At 60.8% G+C, this 17036-nt stretch carries 15 protein-coding genes; 10 read left to right on the forward strand and 5 right to left on the reverse strand.

Annotated features, from left to right (window positions below; genetic code table 11):
* Positions 1 to 287: 287 nt before the first annotated feature.
* Entirely contained in the window at positions 288 to 728 is a 441-nt protein-coding gene (locus tag ACOZJV_RS14305; protein WP_078470172.1) for a hypothetical protein, read from the reverse strand.
* A gap of 226 nt (positions 729 to 954) precedes the next feature.
* Positions 955 to 2304 (reverse strand): spinster family MFS transporter, encoded by a 1350-nt coding sequence (locus ACOZJV_RS14310; RefSeq protein WP_421547907.1) that lies wholly within the window; start codon positions 2302 to 2304, stop codon positions 955 to 957.
* A 293-nt stretch (positions 2305 to 2597) separates the two neighbouring features.
* Here ACOZJV_RS14310 and ACOZJV_RS14315 point away from each other — a divergent pair, with 293 nt between their 5' ends.
* A complete protein-coding gene (locus ACOZJV_RS14315; protein WP_078470170.1) occupies positions 2598 to 2966 on the forward strand; it encodes a YkgJ family cysteine cluster protein in 369 nt (122 codons plus the stop codon).
* Between the two features lie 143 nt (positions 2967 to 3109).
* Entirely contained in the window at positions 3110 to 5395 is a 2286-nt protein-coding gene (locus tag ACOZJV_RS14320) for a putative bifunctional diguanylate cyclase/phosphodiesterase (protein ID WP_421547908.1), read from the forward strand.
* Here ACOZJV_RS14320 and ACOZJV_RS14325 read toward each other — a convergent pair.
* Entirely contained in the window at positions 5283 to 6182 is a 900-nt protein-coding gene (locus ACOZJV_RS14325; protein ID WP_078470168.1) for an NAD(P)-dependent oxidoreductase, read from the reverse strand. The genes ACOZJV_RS14320 and ACOZJV_RS14325 overlap by 113 nt on opposite strands.
* 195 nt (positions 6183 to 6377) lie before the next feature.
* On the opposite strand from ACOZJV_RS14325, the gene ACOZJV_RS14330 reads away from it, so the two are divergent.
* Positions 6378 to 8561 carry a hypothetical protein gene (locus ACOZJV_RS14330; RefSeq protein ID WP_078470167.1) on the forward strand — a complete coding sequence of 728 codons (2184 nt, stop codon included), beginning with the start codon at positions 6378 to 6380 and terminating at the stop codon, positions 8559 to 8561.
* A 321-nt stretch (positions 8562 to 8882) separates the two neighbouring features.
* Here ACOZJV_RS14330 and ACOZJV_RS14335 read toward each other — a convergent pair whose 3' ends face one another.
* Positions 8883 to 9188, reverse strand: a complete 306-nt coding sequence (locus ACOZJV_RS14335; RefSeq protein WP_043230208.1) for a DUF2288 domain-containing protein — start codon at positions 9186 to 9188, stop codon at positions 8883 to 8885.
* A gap of 349 nt (positions 9189 to 9537) precedes the next feature.
* Between ACOZJV_RS14335 and ACOZJV_RS14340 the strand changes: the two genes are divergently transcribed.
* The 5 genes from ACOZJV_RS14340 to ACOZJV_RS14360 all read left to right on the forward strand — a co-directional run bounded on the left by ACOZJV_RS14340 (position 9538) and on the right by ACOZJV_RS14360 (position 14540).
* A complete protein-coding gene (locus ACOZJV_RS14340; RefSeq protein ID WP_020299083.1) occupies positions 9538 to 10665 on the forward strand; it encodes a branched-chain amino acid ABC transporter substrate-binding protein in 1128 nt (375 codons plus the stop codon).
* Between the two features lie 232 nt (positions 10666 to 10897).
* Positions 10898 to 11821: a high-affinity branched-chain amino acid ABC transporter permease LivH gene (gene livH / locus ACOZJV_RS14345; RefSeq protein ID WP_078470166.1), complete on the forward strand. Its 924-nt coding sequence runs from the start codon at positions 10898 to 10900 to the stop codon at positions 11819 to 11821.
* Positions 11818 to 13074 (forward strand): high-affinity branched-chain amino acid ABC transporter permease LivM, encoded by a 1257-nt coding sequence (locus ACOZJV_RS14350; protein WP_078470165.1) that lies wholly within the window; start codon positions 11818 to 11820, stop codon positions 13072 to 13074. The genes livH and ACOZJV_RS14350 overlap by 4 nt, the downstream gene beginning before the upstream one ends.
* The gene (livG, locus tag ACOZJV_RS14355; RefSeq protein ID WP_020299086.1) at positions 13071 to 13838 is read left to right on the forward strand and encodes a high-affinity branched-chain amino acid ABC transporter ATP-binding protein LivG; all 768 of its coding nucleotides are present in this window, start codon (positions 13071 to 13073) and stop codon (positions 13836 to 13838) included. The genes ACOZJV_RS14350 and livG overlap by 4 nt, the downstream gene beginning before the upstream one ends.
* Complete coding sequence (locus ACOZJV_RS14360; protein ID WP_078470164.1) at positions 13839 to 14540, forward strand: ABC transporter ATP-binding protein; 702 nt, start codon at positions 13839 to 13841, stop codon at positions 14538 to 14540.
* Positions 14541 to 14638: 98 nt separating this feature from the next.
* Here ACOZJV_RS14360 and ACOZJV_RS14365 read toward each other — a convergent pair whose 3' ends face one another.
* Complete coding sequence (locus tag ACOZJV_RS14365) at positions 14639 to 15547, reverse strand: LysR family transcriptional regulator (RefSeq protein WP_421547909.1); 909 nt, start codon at positions 15545 to 15547, stop codon at positions 14639 to 14641.
* A 105-nt stretch (positions 15548 to 15652) separates the two neighbouring features.
* Here ACOZJV_RS14365 and ACOZJV_RS14370 point away from each other — a divergent pair, with 105 nt between their 5' ends.
* Together ACOZJV_RS14370 and ACOZJV_RS14375 are read left to right on the forward strand one after the other, a co-directional pair.
* Positions 15653 to 16252: a short chain dehydrogenase gene (locus ACOZJV_RS14370; protein WP_201129750.1), complete on the forward strand. Its 600-nt coding sequence runs from the start codon at positions 15653 to 15655 to the stop codon at positions 16250 to 16252.
* A gap of 72 nt (positions 16253 to 16324) precedes the next feature.
* Positions 16325 to 17005, forward strand: coding sequence for a COG3650 family protein (locus ACOZJV_RS14375; protein ID WP_421547910.1), 681 nt, complete (start codon positions 16325 to 16327; stop codon positions 17003 to 17005).
* The last annotated feature ends 31 nt before the right edge of the window (positions 17006 to 17036 follow it).

Below are 17036 nucleotides of genomic sequence, written 5' to 3' on the forward strand. Positions count from 1 at the left end.
AAAAGGCCCGCGCAATGCGGGCCTTTTTTTGCCTTTGCGGGCGGCTTCCAAGGATAAAAAAGCCCGCTGGGGAGGCGGGCTAACGGGGTTCATTAACGGTAGGGAGCTGAACCTGTGTCGCCAAGGACGCTGGCGGGCAAACCAGTTTCAGCCTAGGCGCAACAGCATTCAGCCCTGGAAACACCCCGCGAAGGAGGATTATCTTCGCGGCAATGACAACAGCTGAAAACCAGGGCCACACGACCATCACCAGATAGAAGTCTTTGTGTGCGGCCTTGGTTGATCGCTTAACGAATGCTGCGGATGCTGCCTTTGTTACCTTTAACCGTCACCGAGACCTTCTTGAATACGAAGTAGTCTTCTTCAGTGACTTCATAACGAGGCGCAACAATCAGGTCGGCACCGGAAGCTTTGACTGCTTTGAAAGCCGCTGCCGATTTGACGGCTGCAACGGGATCAAGCCCCAGACCACCTAGACCACCCGAAGATTGGCCGCCGTAGGAAACACCATCGGCAAATTGGCTATCACCGCCGAACTTGAACACACCAAAAAGCACATTGACCGAAGACTGGCCGGATATCGCCTCCCCGACCGCAACATCGGCCTTGAGGTCGGCTTTGACTTGGCTGTCAATCGGCGCCGAAGGTTGACTCATGTTGTAGCTCACGCAACCAGTGGCGCTAGCGATGATAGTGGAGAGAGCAATGACCTTGAAAACCGTTTTCACGAAAACTTTCCTTATTGCCTAAGTCAGACGAACGCATCCGAAGCTGGACACCTTTCCCGATGAAGCCGGGGTCCAGACACTAGCAATACAAAAAAGCCACCAACATGAGAAATTTCCCAAATAACCGCCAGAAACAACTGACGCATAGTGCGGCCTGAGCGCCTCTACAGCCCTGCCCTTCCCCCGAAACGCCCACCGATGACTGGGCGATTCCGACCATTGGGACTCACGAGACCACGGCTGCCACGATCGGCCTTTCACTCGCCACCAACCCCTCCTTCATCTGCTTCGCATCCTTCACAAAACTGCGCGAGGCCTGGAACAGAAACAGCATGGTCAAAAACAGTGCAACCGGAATCAGGTACATGGCGTCATGCAAGCCGACGGCCTTGAAGGCCTCGGTCATTTGCTCGGCACCGGCGGCGTACATCGCCGAGTGGGCAAAATGGTCGGACAGCCCGCCCACCACCACCGGCCCCAGGCCACCACCCAGCAGGTACAGACCGGCAAAAAACAGGGCCATCGCCGTGGCCCGCAGCCGTGGCTCGACCACGTCCTGGATCGCGGTGTAGACGCAGGTGTAGAAGTTGTAGGCAAACAGCCAGCCGACACTGAACAGCGCGACAAACACGCCGATCTCGATCCGCCCGGCATGCAGCGCCCAGGCGGTGCACAGGGTGGAGATGATCAGACTGCAGGCGGCAAACAGCAGGCGCCCATTGGCTACGCGCTGGTGAATCTTGTCGGCGATCCAGCCGCCCAGGGTCAGGCCGATCAGGCCGGTCACCCCGACGATCACCCCGGTGGCCACGGCGGCCTCCTGCAGTGGCATCAGGAAATAACGCTGGAGCATCGGCACCAGGAACGAGTTGCAGGCATAGGTGGCGAAGTTGAAGCACAGGCCGGCCAGCACCAGCCAGAGAAAGGTCGGGATCGCCAGTACCCGGCGGATCGGCCGGTCCACCGGCTCCTGGGAAATCTTTACCGTCTCGGCGGCGCCTCGTGCCGGCTCCTTGATGAAGAACATGAATACCGCCAGCAGCAGGCCCGGCACGGCGGCGATAAAGAACGGCGCGCGCCAGCTGTCGAAGGCCTTGACCATCGCGCCGATGGTGAAGAACGCCAGCAGCAGCCCCAGGGGCAGGCCCAGCATGAAGATGCCCATGGCCCGGGCCCGACGGTGCGCGGGAAACAGGTCACCGATCAGCGAGTTGGCCGCCGGGGCATAACTGGCCTCGCCAATGCCCACCCCCATGCGCACGATCAGAAAGCTCCAGAAACTGCCCACCAGCCCGTTGACCGCCGTCAGCCCGCTCCACACCGCCAGGCCCCAGCCCATCAGCTTGCTGCGCGAGCCGGTATCGGCCATACGCCCCAGGGGCAGGCCGGCAATGGCGTAGACGATGGTAAAGGCGGTGCCGATGATCCCCAGCTGGAAGTCACTGAGGTGCCATTCCATGCGGATCGGCTCGATGATGATGGCCGGGATGGTGCGATCGAAAAAGTTGAACAGGTTCGCCAGAAACAACAGGAATAGAATGCGCCAGGCATTCGCCGCTTGGGTCGAGTTGTGCATGGTTCGGTCTCTTTATTGTTATTCGGCCAGACGCAAGCGAGCCTGGAAACTGCAATCTAGTCAGCCCTGCCGCACCTGTCTGTGATCATTCGCCATCCTGATATCAGGCCATGGCATCTTGCCCCGGGCTGAAGGCCGCGCCCCTTGGACCAAGCCCGAAAATCCGCAATCAAATTGCCACCTTTATAGGCAGAAAATATAGTCCTCGCCCCCCCTTCCCAAGGCCAATGCGAAGCCTAGAATGGCGGCCTTGCCTCCCCCCTCTCTTCCCCCTTTTTCTATTGATGACGCCCATGTCCGAAGCCAGTCCGTGTCTGAGTTGCGGTGCCTGCTGTTCACACTTTCGCGTGTCTTTTTTCTGGGGAGAATGCGCCTCGGCCGGGGGCTCGGTGCCCGACGACCTGGTGGCGTCCATCAGCCCCAGCCGGGTGGCCATGCTCGGCACTGACTGCAAACCCACGCGCTGCGTGGGGTTGGTCGGTGAAGTGGGCAGCCAGGTCAGTTGCTCGATTTACCATGAGCGCTCCAGCACCTGCCGCGAGTTCGAGGCCTCCTGGACCGATGGCCTGGCCAACCCCGATTGCGATGCCGCGCGTGCCGCGTTCGGCCTGCCCCCCCTTGAGCCGCGTTTCGACGAGCTGTATTTCGAACAGAGCGCTTAGCGCCAAACGCTATCGGGCCCATAACCAAATCATTAGAACCAGTTTGCCATCACCGCTTGCAGGCTACGGGCGAGCTCTATACTCAAGGCATTCGTCGGCGCCGGGATCCGCCAGGGCGAGCAAATTCCGTGATGGGGCATGCTATGGGATGGCTTGGGGCGCATTTTTTTACCGAGCTTCCGGAAGGTGGTCAGGTATTGCTCGAGTGCAGCCATAACCCCTTTCTGGTGCTGCTGGCTTATCTGGTCGCCTGTGCGGCCAGCTTCGCCACGCTGGACATGGCCGAGCGCGTGGGCCACGTGGATAACCCCGCAGCCCAGCGGCTGTGGCGCTGGATAGGTGCCGCCTGCCTGGCGGGTGGGATCTGGGCCATGCATTTTATCGGCATGCTGGCCTTCCAGCCGCCGATCGAGGTCAGCTACGACCTGCCAATTACCGTGCTCTCACTGCTGACAGCCCTGGTCGCCTCCTGGCTGGCGATGAATACCCTGAGCCAACCCGAACTGCGGTTGGGGCGCTACATCAGTGCCTCGATCTGGATCGGCCTGGGCATCTGCGCCATGCATTACGTGGGCATGGCCGCCATGCGCTCCAGCGCCGTGGCCATCTATGACCCGACCCGCTTCGCCCTGGCGGTGATCGTCGCCATTACCTGCAGCTTCGCCGCCTTGCTGCTGTCCAGTTTGTTGCGCGAAGGCAGCGGCATGTTCCATCAATTGCTCAAGTACGCCAGCAGCCTGGTGCTCGGCGCCGGGATCGTCAGCATGCATTTTCTCGGCATGTGGTCCATGACCCTGGCCCTGCCCCTCGGCGCGCCGCAACTCGCCCCCCAGGACAACAACCATATGCAGTTGGGGCTGACCATTGCGGTGATCATCCTGCTGCTGATCGGCAGCTGCATCAGCGCCGCCCTGGCCGACAAGAAACTGCAACACAAGGAGCGCGACCTGCGGCGGGTCAACGCCCTGCTCAGCCAGCTCGATCAGGCCCGTGTTTCCCTGCAGCAGGTGGCCCACTACGACGCCCTGACCAGCCTGATCAACCGTCGTGGCTTCAATCAGCTGTTCGCTGAAAAACTCATCGAAAAAACCGCATGCGGCGGCATGCTGGCGGTGATGTTTCTGGATATCGACCACTTCAAGCGCATCAACGACAGCCTCGGCCATGACGCCGGCGACGAGTTGCTCAAGGTGCTGGCCGGGCATATCAAGGGTTCCACCCGCAGCCACGAGGACGTGGTCGCACGTTTTGGTGGCGATGAGTTCTGCATCCTGATCAGCCTGCATAACCGCGACGAAGCGCGGCATATGGCCCAGCGCATCATGCAAAAGATGAAGCTGCCCATCGAGCTCGCCGGCCGGCGCATGGTCATGACCACCAGCATCGGTATCAGCGTGTTCCCCGACGACGGCCGCACCTGCGAAGAGCTGCTGAAAAACGCCGACCTGGCGCTGTATCAGTCCAAGGGCGCGGGTCGCAACAGCCTGCATTTTTTCAGCTCCAACCTGAAGACCCGCGCCACCCTGGAGCTGCAACTGGAAGAAGAACTGCGCCACGCCCTGCGCAGCGAAGCCGGGCTGACCGTGTATTACCAGCCGATCTACGACTTGAAGAACGCCCGGGTCAGCAAACTCGAAGCGCTGATCCGCTGGCAGCACCCGGTACATGGGTTGCTGGCGCCGGACCGTTTTATCAGCATTGCCGAGGCCAACGGCCTGATCGCCGAACTCGACAATTGGGTGTTGCGCCGGGCCTGCGAGGACCTGGCCATGCTCAGGCGCCAGGGTTTCAACGAGCTCAAGGTGGCGGTCAATTGCTCGGCGCTGAACCTGATGCGCGACGAGCTGACCGACGAGATCAAGATGGCCCTGCACCACGCCGGCCTTCCGGCCCAGTGCCTGGAGCTGGAGGTCACGGAGAACGCCCTGATGGGCAACATTGCCAATACCCTGACGCTGCTCCAGCAGATCCGGGCCCTGGGCGTATCGCTGTCGATCGACGATTTCGGTACCGGCTATTCATCCCTGGCCTATCTCAAGCGCCTGCCCCTCAACACCTTGAAGATCGACCGCTCGTTCATCCAGGACATTCCCCATTCGACCCAGGACATGGAGATCGTCCAGGCCATTATCATCATGGCCCACACCCTGCATTTGCAGGTGGTCACCGAAGGCGTCGAAACCGTGCAGCAGTCCGCGTTCCTCAGCCATTACGGCTGCGACTTCATCCAGGGGTATCTGCTCAGCCGACCGGTGTCCCTGGAGCTGCTGCCGGCATTGCTCAGCGAACTCCAAGAGCACCAGCCGGCCTGGGCCGCTACGCGTCTTCACTCCCCGACTGGCGATAGAGATGGATCAGGGTCGCCGGGTCTTTTTCCAGATAGCCCTGGGCCCCATGCAGGCGCATCAACTGTGCTGCCAAGCCGCTGATGGGCGTAGCCGAGCCCTGCTCGCGGGAAAACTTCACCGCCCCGTCCAGGTCCTTGAGCAAGGTCCGCACATGCCACTTCACCGGTTCGAAACGGCTTTCAGCCATTTGCGGGGCGAGGATCTGCAGCGGCCGCGAGTCAGCAAAACCTCCGGCCAGGGCCTCGGCAATCAGGCTGGCATCGACCCCGGAACGCTCGGCCAGGGCCACCACTTCGGCAATCACCAGGGCATTGCAGGCAACAATCATCTGATTGCAGGCCTTGGTCACCTGGCCGGCGCCTACCGGCCCCATGTGGGTCACCCGCTGCCCGAGGTTGAGCAGCAGCGGTCGAATCCGCTCGATATCCGCCACCGCACCGCCTGCCATGATCGCCAGGCTGCCGCTTTCGGCACCCGCCGTGCCGCCGGAAACCGGCGCATCGACCCAGCCCATGCCGGTCGCCTCGGCCAACTGGGCGGCCATTTCACGGGTGGCAGTGGGCTCTAGGCTGGAGAAGTCCACCAGCAACTGCCCGGCCCGGGCACCCTGGGCGATGCCCTGGTCACCGAACACCACCTCGCGCACCACCTCGGTATTGGCCAGGCATAACAGCACCAGGTCACTGGCCTCGCACAGCTGGGCCGGTGTGGCGACTTGTCGCGCCCCGGCGGCTACCAGTGGCGCGCACTTCTGCGGATTGCGGTTCCACACGGTCAGCGGATACCCCGCAGCCAGCAGGCGCCGGCACATGGGCAGCCCCATCAGGCCGATACCGGCAAATCCGAGTGAGGGTAACGCTGCCATCATCTTGCCTCCTTTTGATTAAAGATCGCCGGATATTGGCCGATTTATCTGGACGAAGGAAAGGATTCCCCCCTGCGTCCATAGGCACGTCCCCTGACGCGGGGGCCAATATCGCACTGTAAAAGTCGCGAAACCCACTCCGTGATGGCTCGATGACATTTTGTCGACGAGCCGACCAGTTCAGGCACATGGCGCACAATGACTTCTAAAAACAACTCTGCCGACGCAGTATCCGAGCTGACGCTGGCCTCTCCGATTCCAAGCCCCTCGATTTCGAAGCCATTGTCCAGCTCCCGCCCGCTGGCCACCCAGCAGTACCTGTATTTCACGGAGACCAACACCGACCGCATCCTCGACAACCTCGACGGCCTGCGCGACAGCGTGTTCCCGCGCCCACCGCACCTGGAAGGCGACAACGAGATCCGCCGCGACCAGGAATTCCCGTCGGTGTGCCTGATCGGCCTCGGCCGCTGCGGCTCGAACATTGCCCTGGATGTCGCGGAACTGGTGTACAACGCGCGTAAGTTCTACCTCAACGAATTCAATAACGAAGACAAATCCTACGAAGCCAAGGGCTACAGCCCGGGCCAATGGATTCGCAACAACCTGCGCCTGGGCCAGAACAAGGCCAGCAAGCCGGTGTTCCTGGTGGAACCGCTGGTGATGCTCGGCGACCTGGACAAGGACATCGCCGGGCGCATCCGCTTCTCGCGCAAGGGCGAAAAAAGCGGCTTTATCCGCGACTACAGCAAGATGAAGATCATGGACCTCTCGGAAGTCCATGCCGGCGGTGCCGGTAACGCGCCGATCCTGGGTCAGTACCTGGCCAAGATCATCCTCAACAAGGACACCCAGCGCTTCTCCAGCCCCGACTGGAAAATGATCCACTCGTACCTGATCGATTCCTGCGGGATCAAGGCCAACCAGTCGCGCCTGTATTTCTCGATCTTCAGCGCCGGCGGCGGTACCGGTTCGGGCATGGCGTCGGAGTTCGGCCTGGCCCAGCAGTACTCGTACATGAACAAGACGTTCGACACCAAGCCGGTGGATGAGCACGACAGCAAAAGCGGCCATTCCTTCGTCTTCGAGCCGATCTTCACCAGCGGCATCTGCGTGCTGCCGAATATCTCCGACCACCGCAGCGAAATGTCCGAGGCGCTGCATATCAACGCCGGCCGCCTGCTGTGCAAATACCTGTCGGAAGAGTGGGACTTCTCCTACAACTTCGACAACGAAGACAGCAGCGAAGCCAGCGTCATGGGCCGGATCCGTCCCTGGAACGCGATGATGCTGATCTCCAACGACATCATGCGTTACGCCGAAGAAAGCGATGACGGCAACATCCAGAACATCGATGTCAACGCCATGGAGAAGCACGCCAACCAGTACATCTCCCAGCAGATCTTCAACATCCTCACGGCGCAGGCGGTGACCACCGACTACGACCAGAACTACTTCCGCCGCGCCGGCATCGACATTGGCGAAACCATCCGCCTGGATGCCAACGACCTGTTCATGAGCCTGGCCGGCCCGGTGGCGATTGCCTACGCCGAATCCGTGGTGCCCGAGCAGCCAGCGCCGTCGGGGGACAAGTTCAAGGTGTTCGAGAAAGAGCCGCAGCGCCTGAACATCGACGACCTGTTCTTCCGCTCGATCGATTTGCCGCACTTCAACAAGGTGACCCAGGCCATCGAGGGCATCAGCCTGCTGCCGATCGAGTCCAAGCGCTATCGCGCAGCCCTGGAGCAATACAAGGCTTCGGGCTACGACGCAGCGGCACTGCACGACCTGCACTTCTTCAAGAACTGCTCGTCGGTGGTCTCCATCGTCTCGCTGCCCAAAGACTACAAGCTGTCGTATATGGATCTGAATCGACTCAAGACCCATCTCAACAGCCTGTTCCCCAACACCACCCTCAAGCGCTATGCACTGGTGATCGGAGCTTCGGCCAACCTGTCGCTGACCACCCTGATTGCCAAGAGCCCGTGCCTGTCGGACGACTTCCTGACGCTGATCGTGGCCTTTATCAAGCGTTGCTTCGCGCGTAACCCGTACCGTTTCGACGAGACCCTGGACAACTCGATCCTCGACTTCATCGTCAGCGAGCACTTCGATGAAAGCCTGATCGACGACCTGCTGAACGAGTTCGAGAACCCGGCGAAGATCCTCGATACCAACTGGTACGCGATCAAACCGATGTACGAGAAGAAATACCGCGAGCTGATCAACGACAAAGACAAGTTCGTCTCGATCAATGACATCCGCCTGTCCCGCGATTGCGTGAAAAAAGCCATCAAGTACCTGCGCGAGATCTACCGTCACCGCATCGGCAAGACCAAGGTCATCTCCCTCAACAACCACACCGGCAAGACCGACCACTGATAGCCGCCGTGGTACGCCGGCTCCCGCCATTGCCTGGGGGAGTCGGTGTCAGCGGCCATTGCGTCGTTCCCCCCCTCTCCCTGCAAGACCAAGGCCTGGCGTTGATGGCACTTTTAGTGGCCGCGCGCCCTGCCAACTCACAATCCGAAACAATTAAGCAGCCCGTCGGCTGGGCTTGAAACTGTTCCCCTTCCGTGAACGTCATCCAGGCTGAAAAAGCGGTGGGGCCTTTCTTCACGGCAAGATGCCATCACCCGGATCGCGGTTACTCCGCTACACACTTTCTGTCGGGAAAAATGCGCACCATGAAGGTGCGCAGCATCAGGCAGACGCCCTTTCCTGGACCATAATCCACGGCGATACCACCACCGCCCACAGCTGCGGATCTCGTTCCACCAGATCCAGCGCCCGCGTCGCAGACACTTTGGCAACCTTCTCTTCGGCCAGCCAGGCAGCCACTTTCTCGGCCTGGTTCTCGGCCATGGCCTGCGCCGCTTCGATCAGATCCAGCCCGGGGTCGACCCACAATAGGGCACCCTTGGCGAAGAACGGTTCCAGCTCCTTCCAGGTAATAGATGCGGTTTCACCAAGCAGCTTGGCATAGAGGGTGCTAGGTTCTTGAGTCATGGGACTGTCCAGAAAAGAAATCGGCGCAATCATAACGTCGGTGATCTGGCAGAAAAACCCAGATGCCAACGCGTCAACGATAGAGAACTCCAGAAACGCCAAGGATTGCCCTCCAACAAGGCCGCACTACAGCGAAAATCCCGCCGCAATTCTGTCTTTTTCTTTCAATAAAGCGACACCCTATGGTTTTGCCCCCAGCAGCCAGCTTTTCAAGCGAACAACCGGCGCTCTACACTGTACCGGTACAGTTGCCAGGGGCATTTCCGGGGATAACAAAGATCTATCTGACCCGGTTCTGCGTCTCTGGCCGCCAGAACTATAAAAATTACAACAGTAAGAGTGGAGCACTATGAATAAGGCTACTAAGCAGATTTCCAAACTGTTTGCCGCTATGGTCCTGGCCGGGGTTGCCAGCCATTCGTTCGCAGCTGACACCATCAAGATCGGCATTGCCGGCCCTAAAACCGGCCCTGTAGCCCAGTACGGCGACATGCAGTTCAGTGGCGCCAAAATGGCCATCGAGCAAATCAACGCCAAGGGCGGCGTCAACGGCAAGAAACTCGAAGCCGTTGAATACGACGATGCCTGCGATCCGAAACAAGCCGTGGCCGTGGCCAACAAAGTCGTCAACGACGGCGTCAAGTTCGTGGTCGGTCACCTCTGCTCCAGCTCCACTCAACCCGCTTCCGACATCTACGAAGACGAAGGCGTGATCATGATCACCCCGGCTGCCACCAGCCCGGACATCACCGCCCGTGGTTACAAAATGGTGTTCCGCACCATCGGCCTCGACAGCGCCCAGGGCCCTGCCGCCGGTAACTACATCGCCGACCACGTGAAGCCGAAAATCGTCGCCGTGCTGCACGACAAACAGCAATACGGTGAAGGCATCGCCACCGCCGTGAAGCAGACCCTGGAGAAAAAAGGCACCAAGGTTGCCGTGTTCGAAGGCATCAACGCCGGCGACAAAGACTTCTCCTCGATGATCGCCAAGCTCAAGCAAGCCAACGTCGACTTCGTCTACTACGGCGGCTATCACCCAGAGCTGGGCCTGATCCTGCGTCAAGCCCAGGAAAAAGGTCTGAAAGCCAAGTTCATGGGTCCGGAAGGCGTGGGTAACGACTCCATTTCCCAGATCGCCAAGGACGCTTCCGAAGGCCTGCTGGTGACCCTGCCGAAATCCTTCGACCAGGATCCGGCCAACGTCGCCCTGGCAGATGCCTTCAAGGCCAAGAAAGAAGACCCAAGCGGCCCGTTCGTGTTCCCTGCCTACTCCGCTGTTGAAGTCATCGCCGGTGGTATCACTGCCGCCAAGAGCGAAGATGCCGCCAAGGTGGCTGAAGCCATCCACGCCGGCACGTTCAAAACCCCAACTGGCGACCTGAGCTTCGACGCCAAGGGTGACTTGAAAGACTTCAAATTCGTGGTCTACGAGTGGCACTTCGGCAAACCTAAAACCGAAGTCTCGCCTCAATAAGGCCCTGTCCTACTGAGCGTCCAATAAAGCCCACGGCGTGCCGTGGGCTTTGTTTTACGAATGTAATGGGCCGTGCTTCCGTGATCCGGGGCCTCCCCACCTGAAAATCTCAAAACCGTCATCAGCGGTTCGCTGGCAAAACTTGCACCCGAAGTGGATGCAGATCTACGGGGTCCAAGCGGGAAAATGACTCCACCAGTGAAATGCGTATCAGGTTTTTAGGAGCGTTGTAATGCCTGACATCTATCACTTTTTCCAACAGCTGGTTAACGGTCTGACCGTTGGCAGCACGTATGCCCTGATCGCCATCGGCTATACGATGGTTTACGGCATCATTGGAATGATCAACTTCGCCCACGGCGAGGTATACATGATCGGCTCCTACGTGGCGTTCATCGCCATCGCCGGGCTGGCCATGATGGGACTCGACAGTGTCCCGTTGTTGATGACCGCAGCCTTTATCGCGAGCATCGTCGTCACCAGTGCCTACGGCTACAGTATCGAACGGATCGCCTACCGCCCCTTGCGTGGCAGTAACCGCCTGATCCCGCTGATCTCGGCCATCGGCATGTCGATCTTCCTGCAGAACACGGTTCTGCTGGCGCAGGACTCCAAGGACAAATCCATCCCCAACCTGATCCCGGGCAACATCTCCATCGGGCCAGGCGGCGCACATGAAGTGCTGATCTCCTACATGCAGATCGTGGTGTTCGTGGTGACCCTGGTGGCCATGCTCGGCCTCACGCTGTTCATCTCCCGTTCTCGCCTGGGTCGCGCCTGCCGTGCCTGTGCCGAAGACATCAAGATGGCCAACCTGCTGGGTATCAATACCAACAACATCATCGCCCTGACCTTTGTCATCGGTGCGGCACTGGCGGCTGTGGCTGCGGTGTTGCTGAGCATGCAATACGGCGTGATCAACCCGAACGCCGGCTTCCTGGTCGGTCTCAAGGCCTTCACCGCAGCGGTTCTGGGCGGTATCGGCAGCATCCCGGGAGCCATGCTCGGCGGGCTGGTGCTGGGGGTGGCTGAAGCCTTTGGCGCCGATATATTCGGTGACCAGTACAAGGACGTCGTGGCTTTCGGCTTGTTGGTTCTGGTGCTGTTGTTCCGGCCGACCGGCATTCTGGGCCGTCCGGAGGTTGAGAAAGTATGACTAGGAATCTTAAATCGGCGCTGTTCAGCGCCCTGTTGGTCTGGGCCGTCGCCTACCCGGTACTCGGCCTGAAACTGACCATCGTCGGCATTAACCTGGAGGTCCACAACACCAGCAACACCACCCTGGCAATCATTGCGATCTGCTCGGTGCTGATGTTCCTGCGGGTGCTGTTCAACCACCAGATCAGCGCGGCCTGGAAATCCTCGCCAAGCATGCCGTTGATCCCGGCCAAGGCCAGCAACTTCCTGACCCTGCCAACGACCCAGCGCTGGATCATTCTCGCGCTGATCGTCGGGGCCCTGGTGTGGCCGTTCTTCGGCTCGCGGGGCGCGGTGGATATCGCCACCCTGATCCTGATCTACGTGATGCTGGGCCTGGGCCTGAACATCGTGGTCGGGCTCGCCGGCCTGCTGGACCTGGGTTATGTCGGTTTCTACGCCGTGGGCGCCTACAGCTACGCGCTGCTGTCGCACTACTTCGGCCTGAGCTTCTGGATCTGCCTGCCCATCGCCGGGATGATGGCCGCCACCTTCGGCTTCCTGCTGGGTTTCCCGGTACTGCGGCTGCGTGGCGACTACCTGGCGATCGTGACCCTGGGCTTTGGTGAAATCATCCGTCTGTTGCTGCGCAACATGACCGACCTCACCGGCGGCCCGAATGGCATCAGCAACATCGAGAAACCCACCTTCTTCGGCCTGACGTTCGAACGTAAAGCCGCTGAAGGCATGCAGACCTTCCACGAGTATTTCGGCCTGCAATACAACTCGATCAACAAGGTGATCTTCCTCTACCTGGTTGCGCTGTTGCTGGCATTGGCGGCCTTGTTCGTCATCAACCGCCTGCTGCGCATGCCGATCGGGCGTGCCTGGGAAGCGCTGCGTGAAGATGAAATCGCCTGCCGTGCCCTGGGTCTGAACCCGACCGTGATTAAACTCTCGGCCTTTACCCTAGGCGCCAGCTTCGCCGGTTTCGCCGGCAGCTTCTTTGCCGCGCGTCAGGGCCTGGTCACGCCCGAGTCCTTCACCTTCATCGAGTCGGCGATCATTCTCGCCATCGTGGTCCTGGGTGGCATGGGCTCGCAGCTGGGGGTGATCCTCGCTGCCGTGGTGATGATCCTGCTGCCGGAAATGATGCGCGAGTTCAGTGAATACCGCATGTTGATGTTCGGCGCCTTGATGGTGCTGATGATGATCTGGCGTCCACAAGGTCTGCTGCCGATGCAACGCCCACACATGGAGTTGCGAAAATGAGCCGCGAGATCCTTAAAGTCGAAAACTTGAGCATGCGCTTCGGCGGCCTGCTCGCGGTCAACGGCGTGGCCCTGACCGTCAAGGAAAAACAGGTCGTGGCCCTGATCGGCCCCAACGGCGCCGGCAAGACCACGGTCTTCAACTGCCTGACCGGTTTCTACAAGCCCAGCGGTGGCAGCATCCAGCTCGACGGCCAGGCCATCGAAGGCCTGCCCGGCCATGAGATCGCCCGTAAAGGCGTGGTGCGCACCTTCCAGAACGTGCGTCTGTTCAAGGACATGACCGCGGTCGAGAACCTGTTGATCGCCCAGCATCGGCACCTGAACACCAACTTCCTGGCGGGGTTGTTCAAGACCCCGGCGTTTCGCAAGAGCGAGCGCGATGCCATGGAGTTCGCCGAGTACTGGCTGGACAAGGTCAACCTCACGGAGTTTGCCAACCGTACCGCCGGGACCCTGGCCTACGGTCAGCAACGGCGCCTGGAAATCGCTCGCTGCATGATGACCCGGCCGCGGATCCTGATGCTCGACGAACCTGCCGCCGGCCTCAACCCCAAGGAAACCGAGGACCTCAAGGCGCTGATCAGCATGTTGCGTGAAGAGCACAACGTCACCGTGCTGCTGATCGAACACGACATGAAACTGGTCATGAGCATTTCCGACCACATCGTCGTGATCAACCAGGGCACGCCCCTGGCCGACGGCACGCCGGAGCAGATCCGCGACAATCCTGAAGTGATCAAAGCCTACCTGGGGGAAGCGTAAATGCTGCAATTCGAAAACGTTTCCACCTTCTACGGCAAGATCCAGGCCCTGCACAGCGTCAACGTGGAGATCCGCCAGGGCGAAATCGTGACCCTGATCGGGGCCAACGGCGCGGGTAAATCCACCCTGCTGATGACCCTCTGCGGTTCGCCCCAGGCCCACAGCGGCAGCATCCGTTACATGGGTGAAGAACTGGTGGGGCAGACGTCGGCGCAGATCATGCGCAAGAGCATTGCCGTGGTGCCGGAAGGTCGTCGGGTGTTCGCGCGCCTGACCGTGGAAGAAAACCTCGCCATGGGTGGTTTCTTCACCGAAAAGGGCGACTACCAGGAGCAGATGGACAAGGTGCTGCACCTGTTCCCCCGGCTCAAGGAACGCTTCACCCAGCGCGGCGGCACCATGTCCGGCGGTGAACAGCAAATGCTCGCCATCGGCCGTGCGCTGATGAGCAAGCCCAAGCTGCTGCTGCTCGACGAGCCGTCGCTGGGCCTGGCACCGATCATCATCCAGCAGATTTTCGACATCATCGAACAGCTGCGACGTGATGGGGTGACGGTGTTCCTGGTGGAGCAAAACGCCAACCAGGCGCTGAAAATCGCCGACCGCGCCTACGTGCTGGAAAACGGCCGGGTGGTGATGCAAGGCTCCGGTGAAGACCTGCTGACCGACCCCAAAGTGCGCGAAGCGTACCTGGGCGGCTAGCCGCATGCGTCAACCAAAAACGGCCCTTCGGGGCCGTTTTTTTATGGCTCCGCTGCCCACTCCCAGCGTCCGAACACGGCCCGGGCCTGCGGCAGCGGCTACAGGCGGTCGAGGGCTTCGCCGCTGCGCTTGAACCAGCCGATCAGGTAATCGGCCAGGACCTGGGTGCGCTTGGGCAGGCCGCCCTGGTAGGGGTGCACCAGGTACATCGGCATGCTCCGGGTCTGGTAATCGCGCAGCAGCCAGCGCAGGCGGCCGTCGGCCAGTTCGGCCTGCAACAGGTAGGACGGTAGTCGCGCAACGCCGGCGCCCGCCAGTGCGGCCTTCTTCAACAGGTTGTAGTGATTGCTGGCAAACGGCCCGGAAACACGCACCCGCAACAACTCGTGCTGTTGGTGATAAAGCCACTCCTCGCGGCCGCTGTAGTGGCTGTTGAGCAGGCAGCGATGCTCGGCCAAGTCCCGGGGCGCCAGGGGCTCGCCGTGCTCCTCGAAGTAGGCCGGGCTGGCGCAGGTCAGCTCACGCCAGGCCAGCAGCGGCCTGGCCACCAGGCGCTGGTCATTGGCCACCTCGGAGCGGATCGCCAGGTCGAAACCGTCCCGTGACAGATCGCGGTAGAGGTTATTGAGCTCCAGCTCGATCTGCACCTGAGGGTAGCGCCGGGAAAACTCCAGCAGCAGGCCATCGAAAAACGTCTCCCCCAACGACACCGGCACCGTGATCCGCACCGGCCCGGCCATGTCGTCCTTGAGCCGCGCCAGGGCTTGGCGCGCGCGTTCCACCTGCACCACCAGCGCCTGGGCCTGAGGCAGCAAGGCAGCGCCGGCGGCGGTCAGGCTCAGCTTGCGGGTGGTGCGCTGCAACAGCACCACGGCGAATTTGGCCTCCAGCTGACTGATGCGCTTGGACAGTTGCCCCTTGCTGCAGCCCAGCTGCTGGGCGGCCAGGGTAAAGCTGCCGGCTTCGATCAATACGGCAAACGCCGCCAAGTCATCCATCTCGCTCATGGATTGTTTCCATTTGAAAACCAAAGGTTGCCTATTAGCGCGTTAATCAACAGAAAAAACCACCTTAGACTGCAACTTCGTCCACCCACCCTCAGGAACCTCAACATGAAAATTCTCTTGATTGGCGCTCACGGCACCATTGGCTCGGCCGTTGACCATGAGCTCTCGCAACGTCATGAAGTGATCCGCATCGGTCGCACCAGTGGCGAGTTGCAGGTGGATATCAGCGACAGCGCCTCGATCCGCCGCCTGTTCGAACAAACCGGCAAATTCGACGCCCTGATCAGCGCCACCGGCAGAGTGACCTTCGCCCCCCTGGGGGACATGAGCGCCGACGACTTCACCCTGGGCCTGGAGAACAAACTGATGGGCCAGGTCAACCTGCTGCTGATCGGCCGTGAGTTCGCCAATGACGGTGCATCCTTCACCCTGACCTCGGGCATCCTCAACCGCGACCCGATCCGTACCGGCGCCTCGGCGGCCTTGGTCAACGGCGCCATCGATGGTTTCGTACGCTCTGCCGCTCTCGAATTGCCCCGCGGCCTGCGAATCAATGCCATCAGCCCCACCGTGGTCCAGGAAGCGATGGGCAGCTATGCCCCGTACTTCCGAGGCTTCAAGCCGGTGAATGCCGCCGAAGTCGCCCTGGCCTACGCCAAGAGTGTCGAAGGTCTGCAAACCGGCCAGGTCTACCAGGTCGGCTAGGCATTGCCGGAGCGGGGTTGTGATGCGCGGCCAGCCTGCGTAACGTGGCGGCACTTGTCTGGAGACCCGATAATGCGCGCCGCCCGTTCACTGCTTTGTATCGCCCTGCTCCCTCTGTTTTCCGGCTGCCAGATGCTGCCGATGCTCAATGGCCAACCCCAGGCCCCGTCCATGGCGGGCCTGACCCGGATGCAAGGCGAACTCACCGCCGCCGACGGGCAACTGCTGTTCAAACCGTGCAATGAACAGCGCCGCTATGTGGTCAAGGACAGCGGCGGCACCAGCGTGCTGCAGGAAGCCGCGACCCTGGCCGACCAACAGGGCAAGCTGTTCGCCGATCTGCGCGGCAGCTTCTCCTCGAACAAGGCCAGCGGTGATGGCCAGGTGGAGCTGCGCCAGCTATACCGCGTCGAACGCTCGGGCAACGCCTGCAACGACCCCAACTTCCAGCGCCTGATCCTGCGTGCCAGTGGCAAGACCCCGGCCTGGAACCTGGACGTCAGCGCCAAGGGCATGATGCTCGAACGCGCCGGCCAGCCGGCCCTGGCGCTGCCCTACCTGGAAGAGCAATTGGGTGACGGCCGCTTCAACCTCACCAGCGAAGCCAACAACCAGCACGTCGAGCTCTGGGTTGCGCCCCAGCGTTGCGTCGACAGCCAGACCGGCAGCGTCCAGCACCTGACGGCCGAGCTGCGGATCAACGGTGAAGTGCAGCGCGGTTGCGCCTATTTCGGCGGTTCGCGCAACGACTGATTCGACGGGCGACCGTTTTAACCTCACGGGA

Origin of the sequence: Pseudomonas sp. QD4 (assembly GCF_049199125.1) — a bacterium.
In the GTDB taxonomy this organism is placed as follows: Bacteria; Pseudomonadota; Gammaproteobacteria; order Pseudomonadales; family Pseudomonadaceae; genus Aquipseudomonas.